Raw genomic sequence first — 14,295 nt, forward strand, 5'->3', positions numbered from 1 at the left:
CCGGCCGCGGCGGCTCGCTGGTCGCGATGCCTCGTGGACATCCAGAGGATAGTCGATCCCCGGGAAAAGGAAACCGGTCTCGTACGTGTATCGCCTGACTGGTTAAGCGCCGGGATCTGCCCACCGCAGGCCCAATCGCCTGCCGGTGGTGCCGACTTGAGGAAAACGTGAAATAAGGTCAGAAGATGTCTCAACGGCATCAAACAGGACGGGCGCCGGCCCGGTGAGGGATACGATGAAGAATTCAGCCATTTCCGAACGCAAGAACCAATCGATTTCCCGCGGTGTCGGCATGACCACGCAGATCTATGCCGACCGGGCTGAAAATTCGGAAATCTGGGATGTCGAGGGGCGTCGCTATATCGATTTCTCGTCGGGCATTGCCGTCGTCAACACCGGGCATCGCCATCCCAGGGTGATCGAAGCGGTCAAGGCACAACTCGACCGCTTCACCCACACCTGCCACCAGGTGGTGCCCTATGAGAGCTATGTGCGCCTGGCCGAACGGCTGAACGGCATGCTGCCCGGCAAGTTCGAGAAGAAGACGATCTTCGTCACCACCGGGGCGGAGGCGGTAGAGAACGCCATCAAGATCGCCCGCAATGCCACCGGCCGTCAGGCGGTCATCGCCTTCGCCGGCGGTTTCCATGGCCGCACCTTCATGGGCATGGCACTGACCGGCAAGGTCGTGCCCTACAAGGTCGGCTTCGGCGCCATGCCGGGCGATGTCTATCATGCGCCGTTCCCGGTGCCGCTGCACGGTGTCTCGGTCGCCGACTCGCTGGCGGCGCTCGACCGGCTGTTCAAGGCCGATGTCGATCCGGCCCGCGTCGCCGCCATCATCATCGAGCCGGTTCAGGGCGAGGGCGGCTTCTACGAGGCGCCGCGTGACTTCCTGGTTGCGCTGCGCAAGCTTTGCGACCAGCACGGCATGCTGCTGATTGCCGACGAAGTGCAGACCGGCTTTGCCCGCACCGGCAAGATGTTTGCGATGGATCACCATGAGGTGGCGGCCGACATCACCACCATGGCCAAGAGCCTGGCCGGCGGTTTTCCGCTGGCGGCGGTCACCGGCCGCGCCGAAATCATGGATGCGCCCGGCCCCGGCGGGCTAGGCGGCACCTATGGCGGCAGCCCGATCGGCGTTGCCGCCGCGCACGCCGTGCTCGACGTGATCGAGGACGAAAACCTGTGCGACCGCGCCAACACGCTGGGCGCAAGGCTGAAGCAGCGGTTGCAGTCGATCCGCGACGACGTGCCCGAGATCGTCGACATCAGAGGCCTCGGCTTCATGAACGCGGTCGAGTTCAACGACGTCAAGAAGGGCCTGCCGTCGGCCGAGATCGCCAATGCGATCCGGTTGAAGGCGCTCGACAAGGGCCTGATCCTGCTGACCTGCGGTGTCTACGGCAACGTCATCCGCTTCCTGGCGCCGATCACCATCCAGGACGAAGTCATGAACGAAGCACTCGACATCCTGGAAAGCTCGATCCGCGAAGTCTGCGCCGCCTGAACTTCTACCTCCCCCTTGTGGGGAGGTCGGACCGAAGGTCCGGGTGGGGCGCCTCGCGCAGACCCCACCCCGCTGCTTCACAGCGACCCTCCCCACAAGGGAGGGTAAGCGGGGGCTAGCCCGCAGCCCTGGCAGGCTCATCCTGCTGAAACGCGGCCAGCGCCGCCTTCAAACCGTCAGGTCCCTCAGCAACCGTTTCCGGCGTCGGCGAAAAGCCGGCGCCGAGCATCTTGCGGCCAAGCATGTGGTCGCCGGGGCGGTTGACCGATTCGATGCCGAGCAGCCGGTCGCCGGCATAGTGGTAGATCGAGAATTTGTTTTCGGGCAGGTCGCCCAGCACGACATGGCTGTCGCCGCCGGCGGTCAGGCCGACCATCTGCAATTTCATGTCGCCGATGTCCGACCAGAACCATGGCACCGCCGAATAGGCGTCGGTGTGGCCTGATATCGTGCGCGCGGCAAGCCGCGCCTGATCGGTGGCGTTCTGCACCGATTCCAGCCGCACGTCGCCGCCGGTGAACCAGTGACGGTAGGAGGCAGCATCGCCAATGGCAAGAATCTCCGGCATCGACGTGCGCATCTGATGATCGACGCGGATGCCGTTGGCGATGCCGAGGCCTGCAGACTGCGCCAGTTCGACATTCGGCATGGCACCAATGCCGACGATGACCATGCGCGCCGGCAGCCTTTCGCCTGACGAGGTGATGGCGGCCGTGACATGACCGTTTTCGCCATCGAGCCTGGCGATCGAGGTGCCGGTGAGAATGCGCACGCCTGTCGCTTCCAGCCGTTGCCGGACGTGGCTCGCCACCACCGGCGCCACGGCGCGGCCGAGTAGCCGGTCCACGGCCTCCACCACTGTCACCGTGCGGCCGGTGGCCCGCAGTGTGGCTGCTATCTCCAGCCCGATGAAACCGCCGCCGAGGATGACGATTTCGTCGCTTTGCGCGCTGAGGTCGCGGATCAGCCGCGCATCGGCCAGCGAGCGCAGCGACAGCACGCCGGACAGGTCCGAGCCGGGCAACGGCAGGGTGCGCGGGCGCGAGCCGGTCGCCAGGATCAGGTGATCAAAAGCAAGCGCGCCACCGCCTGATATCTCCAGGCTGCGGCGCTCGGCATCGATGCGATCGATCCTGACGCCAGGCCGGTAATCGATGGCGCTGCCGGTGTAAAAGGCCTCGCCGCGCAAGGGTTGCGGCTTGGCCTCGGCATCCTTGATGAAAGTCTTCGACAGCGGCGGCTTGTGATAGGGAAGTTCGTCCTCATCCCCGACGAGGATCACCGGCCCGTCATAGCCGTCTTCGCGCAGACTGGCGGCCGCTTGCACGCCCGCATGACCCGCGCCGACAATGACCACACCGTTCTTCATCGCATTCCAATCCCGCTTCTATCCTAGGATGTCTCGCCAAGTGGCAATTGTCTGGTGCCGCCGCAAGAGAGCTTTTGCGGGTCGCACCCGGAATGGCAGCTGTCAATCGTACAGTTCAACGGCAAGACCGGTGCAGAAAGACGCATAAGTTGACAGTCGTAGTTTAGAATAATTCTAAACTGTTGTTTCAATTGACTTTTCCTACGGATTGTCATTGACATCCGACGATGTCGCAGCTTTATGGAAGCTCGCGCGTCAGCGCATCCCTTTAATGTCTGGGCCTTGAACCCTTTCGATTGGAGGCATTTTGGTGTCTTTCTTCCGCGAACCGCGCGCTAGCGCGGCATCTCTTGCGCCCAATGGCCCGCAGATGGCCTGGCGCCGGTTGCTGTGCGCGCCGTTTACAGAATTTCCGAGAAACTGGAGAGTGATTATGACAGCACGATATGGCAGCAGGCTTGCGGCGATCGGCGCCACTGCCCTGCTGACGGCGGCGGTATTCGTGTTGCCGGCAAAGGCGGAAACCGATGCAAAGGCCGTCATCAAGACCTATTCCGACATCGCGCTCGCCAAATATGAGGATTCGCTGACCACCGCGCAGGCGCTCGACAAGGCGGTCGACGCGCTGCTCGCCACGCCATCGGCGGAAACCCTCAACGCTGCCCGTGACGCCTGGAAGGCATCGCGCGTTCCCTACCAGCAGACCGAGGTCTACCGCTTCGGCAGCAAGATCGTCGACGACTGGGAAGGCAAGGTGAATTCCTGGCCGCTGGATGAAGGTTTGATCGACTACATCGCCAAGAGCTACGGCACCGAATCGGACGCGAATGCGCTCTACACGGCCAATGTGATCGCCAACAAGGAGATCGAGATCAACGGCAAGAAGGTCGATGCATCGAAGCTTTCGCCGGAATTCCTCTCCGGCACGCTGCAGGGAGCCGGCGGCATCGAGGCCAATGTCGCCACCGGCTACCACGCCATCGAATTCCTGCTCTGGGGCCAGGACCTGCATGGCACCGGGCCGGGTGCCGGCGAGCGCCCCTATACCGACTACGACCTCCAGAACTGCACCGGCGGCAATTGCGATCGCCGCGCCGAGTATCTGAAATCGGCCAGCGACCTTCTGGTTTCGGATCTTCAGGAGATGGTCGGCAACTGGAAGGAAGACGGCGCCGCCCGCAAGGCTCTCGTCGATGGCGAGCCGAACACGGCGATCTCGACCATCTTCACCGGCATGGGCTCGCTGTCCTACGGCGAACTGGCCGGCGAGCGCATGAAGCTCGGCCTGCTGCTGCATGATCCGGAAGAGGAGCACGATTGCTTCTCCGACAACACGTACAATTCGCATCTCTACGACGCCATCGGCATTCGCGCGGCCTATCATGCGAGCTACACGCGTCTCGACGGCACCGTCGTTTCGGGTCCCTCGGTGGCCGATATGGTGAAGGCGGCCGATCCGGCGATCGACAAGGAACTGTCTGACAAGCTCGATGTTTCGGTCGCCAAGATGGAGGCGATCAAGGCGCGTGCACTGGCCGGCGAGGCCTATGACCAGCAGATCGCCGAGGGCAACATTGAGGGCAACGCCACCGTGCAGGCGGCGATCGATGCGCTGATCGATCAGACCAAGTCGATTGAGCGCGCCGTCGGCTCCTTGAAGCTCAGCACCATCGCCTTCGAAGGGTCCGATAGCCTCGACGCGCCGGACAAGGTGTTCAAGTAAGGGTCGAAAGACAGGTGACTGATCCGGGAGCCGGAAAACCGGCTCTGGAACGGCCTCCGCTAGAAAATCAAGCCACACGGCGCGGGAGACGCCGTCAGCCAGCCGAGCAAGCCAATGCTGATTTGTCATTGCAATATCATCACCGAGAAGGAGATCGAGCAGACGATCGTCGGGCTGCTGGACCAGGATCCCTGGCAGCTGATCGTGCCGGCGAAGATCTATCATGCCATGCAAAAGCGCGGTCGCTGTTGCGGCTGCTTCCCAAATGTGGTGGAAACGATCATTCGGGTCACCGAAAATTACCACGCCCGCTCGGAGGCGAGCGGCGTGGATGTCGTTTCACACCTGGATCGCGTCAGAGGCCTGCGCGTCCAATACGGGAGCAGAATTCATGAAAGGCGATCCGCAGATCATCGAGCGGCTTAACGAGGCCCTTTTTCTGGAACTCGGGGCCGTCAATCAGTACTGGGTGCATTTCCGTCTGCTTGAGGACTGGGGATACGCCAAGCTGGCAAAGAAGGAGCGGGCGGAATCGATCGAGGAGATGCACCATGCCGACAAGCTCGTCGCCCGCATCATCTTCCTCGAAGGCCATCCGAACCTGCAGTCCGTGGCGCCGCTGCGCATCGGGCAGAACGTCAAGGAAGTGCTCGAATCCGACCTTGCCGGCGAATATGACGCACGTACCGCTTACAAGCGTTCGCGCGAAATCTGCAACGACGCCGGCGACTACGTGACGATGAAGCTGTTCGAGGAATTGCTCGCCGACGAGGAGGGCCACATCGACTTTCTCGAGACGCAACTCGACCTGCTTGCCTCGATCGGCGAGGAGAAATACGGCCAGCTCAACGCCGCATCGGCGGACGAGGCGGAGTAAGGGCATGCGGGAATGCGGCGCCTGCTAGAATTCGTGCGCCGCTCGCGGCGGGCCGATGGCTCGCCGTCCCTTCCAAAGACGTCAGCCGGATTGGCGCGTCGGCACTATGTCATGCTCGTGTTGGCACTCACCTCTTCGGCGATGGCGGGTGATATTCAGCCAGCCGGCCTCGCCGTCACGCGCACCGACCTCAATGCGAAGGATCAGGCGCGCGTCATCGCCGTCACCAGGCCGACCACGGATTTTTCCAGGCCAGAGCAGTTCGAACTGATGCAAGGTGGCGCCGGCACGTCCCGAAAGGACGTCAGCCGCGATTCCTTCTCGCAATCCTCGGCCAACATCACCTTCGAGGAAGAGGGCGACTTCAAGCTCGGCAATGCCCTTTTCCGCAAGAATTGGGTCTCGTCGCCATCCTCGACGCAGGCTTCGGACGGGCTCGGCCCGCTGTTCAACGAACGCGCCTGCCAGAACTGCCATCTGAAGGATGGCCGCGGCCGCCCGCCGCAAGGCGACGCCGGCACCACGTCGATGTTCCTTCGGCTGGCCCGCGACGCCAGCAGCGCGCAAGAGAGGGAGGCGCTTGCCGACCACGAGGTGCCTAACTTCCCCGACCCGGTCTATGGCAGGCAATTGCAGGAGCTCGCCGTGCCCGGCCTGCCCGGTGAAGGCAGGATGCACATCGACTATCAGGAACGTAAGGTGGAGCTGACGGACGGCACAGTGATCTCCTTGCGCAAACCGAGCTATTCGGTTGACGGCCTTGGCTACGGGCCGCTTGACCCACGCACCACGCTGTCGCCGCGCCTGACGCCGCCGATGATCGGCCTGGGCCTGATCGAACAGATCGCGCCGGCTGATATTCTCGCCCACGCCGATCCGGACGACAGGGACGGCGACGGCATTTCCGGCAGGCCGAACATCGTGCGCGATGGCTTGAGCGGGGAACTGACGCTCGGCCGCTTCGGCTGGAAGGCGCAGACCGCGTCGATCCGCCAGCAGGCAGCGGATGCCTTTGCCGGCGACATCGGCATCTCGACGCCCGAAGAGCCGAAGCATTGGGGCGATTGCACTGCTGCGGAGGCAAAATGCCTCGCCATGCCGAACGGCGTGCAGCAGCGTCTTGGCCCGGTCGAGGCGCCGCCGCCGGTGATGGATCTCGTCACCTTCTATTCGCAGAACCTGGCCGTGCCGGCGCGCCGGGATCTCGACGCCCCACAAGTTCTCAAAGGCAAGAAGGTCTTCTATGAGATGGGCTGCATTGCCTGCCACACATCGAAATTTGTCACGCGCCGCGACACGCCCAACAAAGCGCAGGCCTTCCAGCTGATCTGGCCCTATTCCGACTTCCTGCTGCACGACATGGGGCCAGATCTGGCCGATGGCCAGGCCGTGGGAGATGCGACGGGCAATGAATGGCGCACGCCGCCACTGTGGGGCATCGGCCTGACCGAGACGGTCAACGGCAATTCCTTCTTCCTGCATGACGGGCGCGCGCGCAGCCTGACCGAGGCGATCCTGTGGCATGGCGGCGAGGCACAGAAAGCGCGCGACCGCTTTGCCGCAGCCAATGCGGCCGACCGCAATGCGCTGCTCAAATTCCTGGAGTCACTGTGATGTTCAAGCGTTCTGCATTGTTTCTCGTTCTTCCGCTGGCTCTGCTGGGCGTTGTCCCTGCGTCGGCGGCGGTCAAAGCCTCCGATATCATCCAGCGCGCGATCGATGGCTTCGTCCGCCCGGCCTATGCCGGCCTGCATCAGCATGCGGAAGCCTTGACGAAAGCGATGCACAAGCTCTGCGAAGCGCCCTCGCAAGGAGAACTCGATGCCGCACGCGCCGAATTCTCCGCCACCGTCTATGCCTGGTCGTCAGCCGAAATCATCGGCTTCGGACCGATCAAGGAGAACAACCGGCTGGAACGCATGCTGTTCTGGCCGGATCGCAAGAGCATCGGCCTGAAACAGGTACAGGCGGCGCTGTCCGCCAAGGATCCGACCGCGACCGATCCGGCACAACTGGCCGGCAAGAGCGTTGCCATGCAGGGGCTGGGCGCGCTCGAATTCGTTCTTTACGGCGACGGCGCCGATGCACTTGCCGGCAAGGATGATCCCTACCGCTGCGCTTATGGCACTGCTGTTGCCGGCAACATCGAAACCATGGCCGGCGAGGTCAGCGCCGCCTGGAACAAGCCGGGCGGCTTTGCCGCCCTTTGGGCCAATCCGGGGCCGCAGAACCCGCTCTACCGCGACGGCAATGAAGCGGTGACCGAACTGGTCGGCGTCTTCATCAATGAGCTGGAAATGGTCCGCGACGTGCGCCTGAAAGGGTTTTTCGGTGGCAAGCCGGATGCGGACAAGCCGAAACAGGCAATCTACTGGCGCTCGCAAAACACCACCGCGTCACTGGCCGGCAATCTCTCCGGCATCGATACGCTGTTCCAGGCCTCGAAACTTGGTGACGCTCTGCCGGCCGATGCGCGCTGGATGGCCGAATCGATCCATATCCAGCTGGTCAACGGTGTCGCCACCGCCAAGGCGGTCAGTGGTCCAATCGACAAGACGCTTGCCGATCCGGCGCTGCGCGACAAGCTCGATCATTTCGCGCTGATCACCTCCAGCCTGTCGACCTTGATCGGCACCAGGTTGACCGCCGAATTCGGCCTGACCGCAGGCTTCTCGTCGCTGGATGGGGACTGAGCATGACCTTGAGATTGGCCGAAACGCCCATAGCTTCGTCATCCTGGGGCGAAGCAAGGAGCGAAGCGACGCAGCGCAGACCCCGGGATCCATGCCGCGACTTCAAAGCGCTGCCGCGGTCCAGAATTTTGCTCCGTTGCACCCGACGGTCAAGGTCACGGCATGGATCCTCGGGTCTCCGCGACGGAGCTTCGCTCCTGCTCCGCCCGTGGATGACGAAGTTCCGGAGGCTTCGGCTAACTTCCAATGTCTGCGATGTATCATTCCAAGAATCGGTAGGTGCCAAGCGTCAGCTCCGATCCGTAATAATCACCGTGTCCTGGAGCGAGCCAGTGCAGGGGAGGATAGTCTCTTGAAAACCTCCCTCATCGATCGCCGCGATTTCCTGAGGGCTGCGGGTATCGGCTTTGCCGCGGCGATGGCGCCGTCGGCCTGGGCAAAGACGCTTGCGGCCGACGCCGTCTTCGCCACGGCTTTCGTCAAACGCGACGGCAGCTTTGGCGCTGCCGTCCTGTCCGAGGCCGGCAAGGTCCTGCATGCGATCGACCTGCCCGATCGCGGCCACGATGTCACCTTCGATCCCATATCGAAACGCTCGGTGGTCTTCGCGCGTCAGCCCGGCACCTTCGCCGTGGTTTTCGATCACTCGGGCCGTGACGCGCCGCTGACGATCGCCAGCATCGCCGGCCGGCATTTCTTCGGCCATGGCGTGTTTTCGGCCGACGGTGCGCTGCTCTATGCCACCGAAAACGACTTCGACAACGCCGCCGGCGTCGTCGGCGTCTATGATGCGCGGGCGAAATTCAGCCGCATCAGTGAGTTCCCGACCTATGGCATGGGTCCGCACGAGCTTCTGCTCCTGGGCGACGGCAGGACGATTGCGGTTGCAAATGGCGGCATCGAGACTCATCCGGACTACGGCCGCGCCGAGCTCAACATCGCCACCATGAAGCCGTCCTATGTGCTGATCGACCGCGTCACCGGCTATGTCATCGAGAAACACGAATTGCCGGCCGCACTGCATCAGCTGTCGATCCGCCACATGGACACCGATCCGGCCGGAACCGTCTGGTTCGGCTGCCAGTACCGGGGACCGGGCAGCGATCGTCCATTGCTGGTCGGTCGCGCCGCGCGCGGCAAGGATCTGCAGTTGCTCGACATGCCGCAGGACGTTTTGTCCGGCTTCCGCAACTACATAGGCTCGGTCGCGGCCAATCGGGCTGCCGGAACCGTCGCCGTTTCCTCGCCGGAAGGCAACTCGCTTGTCGTGATCGATGCGGCCAGCGGCCGGGTCGTTGCGAACAGCGCGTTGGTCGAGGTCTGCGGCGTGGCCCCCGATGGAACCGGCTTCATGGCCACCACCGGCGCCGGCGAGATCGTCGAGGGCAGCGGCGCGACACGCTCCGAACCGGACTATGTCTGGGACAACCACATGCTGCGCATCGAACAGGCCGCATAGTCTACCAGCGAAGCCGTTTAACGAATTATGCACTATCCCCTTGCGGTGGCGGGCCGTGGCGGGCACAGGGAATTGTTTTTCGAACCGGTTGCCTCATGAAATTGCTTGCCATCGACTGTGCCGCCAACCTTTGCGCCGCTTGCGTCTATGATGCTGTGGCGAAGCGGGAGCTTGGCCGCTCGGTGCTCGATGTCGGCAAGGGCCATGCCGAGCACCTGATGGCGGTCACAGCCGAAGCGCTGGAGGCAAGCGCAACCGACTATGCCGGTCTTGGCGCCATTGCCGTCTCTGTCGGCCCCGGTTCCTTCACCGGTCTGCGGGTCGGCGTCTCGACCGCGCGTGGCCTGGCGCTGGCGCTGAAGATACCGGCGATCGGGGTGTCGACCCTGGAGGCGCTGGCCGCCGAAGCAGCAGCCGCATTTCCCGGTCGCGCCGTGCTGGCGGCGCTCGATGCCGGCCGTGAGGAGATCCACGCCGCCTTTTACGACGAAACGTCAGCCTTGGCTTACGGTCCGGCCGTGGCCACGCTGGCTGACGTGGTGGCCATGGCGATGGAAACGTCTCCGGTGCTTGCCGGCACCGCGGCAGCGCTCATCAGCGCATCGGCCGGGCGCGAATTTGATGTCGGCCCTCGGACAGCCACCGCCGACATTGTCACCTACGCCCGCCTGGCTGCCGCCAAGGGCGCAGGCGAACGGCCGAAACCACTCTATATGCGCGGCGCCGACGCCAAGCCGCAGGCTGGCTTTATTCTATCAAGGCAAGAAAGATAAATGCGCATACCTTTTCTCCAACCACGCCGCCGGGACTACGCGCTCGAGCCGCTGAGGATCGCCGACAGTCCGGCGGTCTCGCTGCTGCATCGCGAGGACTTTGTCCGCCCCTGGACCGATGGCGAATTCGCCGCCCTGCTCGAACAGGACACCGTGTTCGGCTATGCCGCGCGCGAAACCGGGCAGGGCTCCAAGCCGCCCGTCGGCTTCGTGCTGGCGAGGCTTGCGGCAGGCGAGGGCGAGATCCTGACCGTCGCGGTGGCGCGATCGCATCGTCGCCAGGGGTTGGGCTGGCAATTGATGGACGCGGTGTTGCGCGAACTGCACGCGCAGCGCGCCGAAGCGCTGTTCCTCGAGGTCGATGAGACCAATGTCGCGGCGATCGCGCTTTATCGTCGGCTGGGCTTCCATGAGGTCGGCAAGCGGCCGAATTACTACAGATCGGCCGAACACGGACCGACCGGCGCGCTTGTCATGCGCCGCGATCTTCGCTAGCGACACGGCCGGGATGAGGCGATGATCAAGAAAATCAGGATTTTCCTGGCGCTGGGCCTCGTTGTCGCCGGTTCGCTGGTCCTCGTGCCGTTACAGATCCTGTCGATGAAGACCGGCTGGTGGCCGGAAACCTTCATCCTCAAGATCTGGCACAGGCTGATCGTCAGGGCGCTCGGCATGCGCATCCATGTCAAGGGAACGCTGTCCGACAAGCGCCCGCTGCTGGTTGCGTCCAATCACATCTCCTGGACCGACATCATGGTGCTCGGCTCTTTTGCCGACGTAAAGTTCATCGCCAGGGCGGATATGGAAGGCTGGCCGCTGATCGGCATGCTGTCGAAGCTGCAGCGCACCGTGTTCATCGAGCGCGAGCGCAAGCGATCGTCGGGCGACCAGGCAAGCGAGATTGCCAGCCGCATGGCCAAGGGCGATGCGATGGTGCTGTTTGCCGAGGGCTCGACCGGCGACGGCAATATGGTCCTGCCGTTCAAGAGCACGCTGTTCGGCGCCGCCTCGATGGCGATTTCCGAAGGCGCGGCGGAACAGGTGTTCATCCAGCCGGTGGCGATCGCCTATACGCGTCTGCACGGCGTGCCGCTCGGCCGCCGGCATCGCCCGCTTGCCGCCTGGATCGGCGATGAGGATCTGATGCCGCATCTCAAGGTATTGCTCGCTGAGGGCGCGCTCGACGTCGAGGTGCATTTCGGCGAGGCAATCGCCTTTTCCAAGGGTTCGAACCGCAAGGAGACGTCGAAACTGATGGAAAGCCAGGTGCGTGAGATGATGCAGGCGGCGCTTGCCGACCCGCGGCCGAGCCGGTAGCTCCGGCATGCCCTTGCTGGCGCGCCGAGAATCGTCTGTTTTTTGTCACGGAAAGGCGTTAGAAGCCGCCTTATGGACTTGAACACGATAGAAAGCGACGACATCGGCACTACGGCTGGACAGCCGGCGGTGCTTCCCGCGGCAGCGAGAAAAGTCTTCATCAAGACCTATGGCTGCCAGATGAATGTCTATGATTCACAGCGTATGGCCGATGCGCTGGCTGCCGACGGCTATTCCGCGACCGATGCCATTGGCGAGGCCGACCTGGTGTTGCTGAACACCTGTCATATCAGGGAGAAGGCGGCCGAAAAGGTCTATTCCGAGCTCGGCCGTATCCGCGACATGAAAGCCGAGCGTGCCCTGGCCGGCCGTGAGATGCTGGTCGGCGTCGCCGGCTGCGTGGCGCAGGCCGAAGGCGCCGAGATCATCCGCCGTTCGCCTGCCGTCGACCTGGTCATCGGTCCGCAGACCTATCACCGGCTCCCGGACGTGCTGGCGCGGGTGCGCGGCGGCGAAAAGATCGTCGAGACCGACTACGCCATCGAGGACAAGTTCGAGCATCTGCCGCAGCCCAAGCGCGCCGAGGTCATCAAGCGCGGCGTCACCGCCTTCCTCACCGTGCAGGAAGGCTGCGACAAGTTCTGCACCTTCTGCGTTGTGCCCTACACAAGGGGCTCCGAAGTCTCCCGGCCGGTGGCGCAGATTGTCGCGGAGGCTGAGCGCCTGGCCGAAGCCGGCGTGCGCGAAGTGACGCTGCTTGGCCAGAACGTCAATGCCTGGCATGGCCGGGGCGAGGCCAAAGGGGGCAAGACCGAGGAGTGGGGCCTTGGCCGCCTGCTCTTCAGGCTGGCCGAAATCCCCGGGCTGGCGCGTCTGCGCTACACCACCAGCCACCCGCGCGACATGGATGACGAACTGATAGCGGCCCATCGCGATCTGCCGGCGTTGATGCCCTATCTGCATCTTCCGGTGCAATCCGGCTCCGACCGCATCCTCAAGGCGATGAATCGCCGGCACACGGCGAGGGATTATCTGGCGCTGCTCGACCGTATCCGTGCCGCGCGGCCTGACATCGCGCTCTCCGGCGACTTCATCGTTGGCTTCCCCGGCGAGACAGAAGCGGATTTCGAGGCGACGATGGAGTTGGTGCGTCAGGTGAATTACGCCTCGGCCTTCTCGTTCAAATATTCGCCGCGCCCCGGCACGCCGGGCGCCGAAATGTCCGATCATGTGCCCGAAACGGTCAAGGACGAGCGCTTGCAGCGGCTGCAGGCTCTGCTTGTGAAGCAGCAGCAGGATTTCGGCTTGAGCCTCGTTGGAAGCACCATCGACACGCTGATCGAGAAGCCCGGCCGTCAGGCCGGCCAGAAGGTTGGCCGCTCACCTTGGCTGCAGCCGGTTATTGTTGATGAAAAGGCCGGCGAAATCGGTGACATTATCCAGGTGCGAATCACGAAGACGGGCTACAATAGCCTGTTCGCCGAATTGGCCTGAGGGTCTCGGCAGATGAGGAGAGACGGTTGAGCGCAGCAGAGCTGAAGAACCTGCCCCCGGTACCGGCATCTGGGGCTTCTGACATGGCGCACATCGTTCTGACTTTCGACAACAACAAGCTTGCCAGCGCCCTTTATGGTCAGTTCGACGAAAACCTCGCCAGGCTGGAGCAGAAGCTTGGCGTCGACATCCGCTCACGCGGCAACCAGCTGACCATCAAGGGTTCGGCGTCGGCCGCCGAGCAGGCGCGCCGCGCGCTCGACAATCTCTACGGCATTCTCCAGAAGGGCGTCGATATCGGCCAGTCCGACGTCGATGGCGCCGTGCGCATGGCGATTGCCGCCGACGATCAGCTGACCCTGCCGACGCTGGAGCGTAAGGGCAAGGTTTCCGCCGCCCAGATCGCCACCCGCAAGAAGACGATCTATGCCCGTTCACTCAACCAGGACGCCTATATGCGGGCGCTGGAACGGTCGGAACTGGTGTTCGGCATCGGCCCGGCCGGCACCGGCAAGACCTATCTGGCGGTGGCGCATGCGGCGATGCTGCTCGAGCGCGGCATGGTCGAGCGCATCATTCTCTCGCGGCCTGCGGTCGAGGCCGGCGAACGGCTGGGCTTCCTGCCCGGCGACATGAAGGAGAAGGTCGATCCCTATCTGCGGCCGCTCTATGATGCGCTCTACGACATGATGCCCGCCGACAAGGTTGAGCGCGCCATTGCCGCCGAAGTGATCGAGATCGCGCCGCTCGCCTTCATGCGCGGCCGCACGCTGGCGCATGCCGCCGTCATCCTCGACGAGGCGCAGAACACCACGCCGATGCAGATGAAGATGTTCCTGACGCGTCTGGGCGAAAATTCGCGCATGATCGTCACCGGCGACCCGACCCAGATCGACCTTCCCTCCAACACCAAATCGGGCCTGGTCGAAGCCTTGCGCGTGCTGGACGGTGTGGCGGGCGCGGTCACCGTGCGCTTCAACGACGGCGATGTGGTCCGCCATCCACTGGTGGCGGAAATCGTCAGGGCCTACGACCGGGACGCCAAGCTGGCGCGCGGCCTCGGCGCCGAGAATTGAT

General features: G+C 63.6%; 13 protein-coding genes. 12 read left to right on the forward strand and 1 reads right to left on the reverse strand.

The features are described 5' to 3' along the window. Positions 1-235 precede the first annotated feature (235 nt). Positions 236-1,513: a 4-aminobutyrate--2-oxoglutarate transaminase gene (locus NKH97_RS12425; RefSeq protein WP_352610760.1), complete on the forward strand. Its 1,278-nt coding sequence runs from the start codon at positions 236-238 to the stop codon at positions 1,511-1,513. 115 nt (positions 1,514-1,628) lie between these two features. Here NKH97_RS12425 and NKH97_RS12430 read toward each other — a convergent pair whose 3' ends face one another. Further along, complete coding sequence (locus tag NKH97_RS12430; protein WP_352610759.1) at positions 1,629-2,882, reverse strand: NAD(P)/FAD-dependent oxidoreductase; 1,254 nt, start codon at positions 2,880-2,882, stop codon at positions 1,629-1,631. Between the two features lie 433 nt (positions 2,883-3,315). Here NKH97_RS12430 and NKH97_RS12435 point away from each other — a divergent pair, with 433 nt between their 5' ends. The 11 genes from NKH97_RS12435 (at position 3,316) to NKH97_RS12485 (ending at position 14,294) form a co-directional block, all read left to right on the forward strand. After that, entirely contained in the window at positions 3,316-4,605 is a 1,290-nt protein-coding gene (locus NKH97_RS12435; protein ID WP_352631029.1) for an imelysin family protein, read from the forward strand. Positions 4,606-4,719: 114 nt separating this feature from the next. Next, positions 4,720-5,031: a (2Fe-2S)-binding protein gene (locus tag NKH97_RS12440; RefSeq protein WP_023811421.1), complete on the forward strand. Its 312-nt coding sequence runs from the start codon at positions 4,720-4,722 to the stop codon at positions 5,029-5,031. After that, positions 4,997-5,482 carry a bacterioferritin gene (gene bfr / locus NKH97_RS12445; RefSeq protein WP_013527914.1) on the forward strand — a complete coding sequence of 162 codons (486 nt, stop codon included), beginning with the start codon at positions 4,997-4,999 and terminating at the stop codon, positions 5,480-5,482. The genes NKH97_RS12440 and bfr overlap by 35 nt, the downstream gene beginning before the upstream one ends. Positions 5,483-5,494: 12 nt before the next feature. Continuing rightward, a complete protein-coding gene (locus NKH97_RS12450) occupies positions 5,495-7,096 on the forward strand; it encodes a di-heme oxidoreductase family protein (protein ID WP_352554672.1) in 1,602 nt (533 codons plus the stop codon). Next, positions 7,096-8,175, forward strand: a complete 1,080-nt coding sequence (locus NKH97_RS12455; protein WP_352610755.1) for an imelysin family protein — start codon at positions 7,096-7,098, stop codon at positions 8,173-8,175. The genes NKH97_RS12450 and NKH97_RS12455 overlap by 1 nt, the downstream gene beginning before the upstream one ends. A gap of 352 nt (positions 8,176-8,527) precedes the next feature. Next, positions 8,528-9,634, forward strand: coding sequence for a DUF1513 domain-containing protein (locus tag NKH97_RS12460; RefSeq protein WP_352792500.1), 1,107 nt, complete (start codon positions 8,528-8,530; stop codon positions 9,632-9,634). 95 nt (positions 9,635-9,729) lie between these two features. Continuing rightward, on the forward strand, positions 9,730-10,407 hold the full coding sequence (gene tsaB / locus NKH97_RS12465; protein ID WP_352797033.1) for a tRNA (adenosine(37)-N6)-threonylcarbamoyltransferase complex dimerization subunit type 1 TsaB: 678 nt from the start codon (positions 9,730-9,732) through the stop codon (positions 10,405-10,407). Continuing rightward, positions 10,408-10,902 carry a ribosomal protein S18-alanine N-acetyltransferase gene (gene rimI, locus NKH97_RS12470; protein WP_023811416.1) on the forward strand — a complete coding sequence of 165 codons (495 nt, stop codon included), beginning with the start codon at positions 10,408-10,410 and terminating at the stop codon, positions 10,900-10,902. Positions 10,903-10,923: 21 nt separating this feature from the next. Beyond that, positions 10,924-11,724 carry a lyso-ornithine lipid O-acyltransferase gene (gene olsA / locus NKH97_RS12475; RefSeq protein WP_023811415.1) on the forward strand — a complete coding sequence of 267 codons (801 nt, stop codon included), beginning with the start codon at positions 10,924-10,926 and terminating at the stop codon, positions 11,722-11,724. Between the two features lie 72 nt (positions 11,725-11,796). Beyond that, complete coding sequence (miaB, locus tag NKH97_RS12480) at positions 11,797-13,218, forward strand: tRNA (N6-isopentenyl adenosine(37)-C2)-methylthiotransferase MiaB (protein WP_023811414.1); 1,422 nt, start codon at positions 11,797-11,799, stop codon at positions 13,216-13,218. A gap of 83 nt (positions 13,219-13,301) precedes the next feature. Then, positions 13,302-14,294, forward strand: coding sequence for a PhoH family protein (locus tag NKH97_RS12485; protein ID WP_023758127.1), 993 nt, complete (start codon positions 13,302-13,304; stop codon positions 14,292-14,294). The last annotated feature ends 1 nt before the right edge of the window (position 14,295 follow it).

The sequence above is a fragment of the Mesorhizobium sp. M0870 genome, assembly GCF_040319775.1.
Classification (GTDB): Bacteria; Pseudomonadota; Alphaproteobacteria; order Rhizobiales; family Rhizobiaceae; genus Mesorhizobium.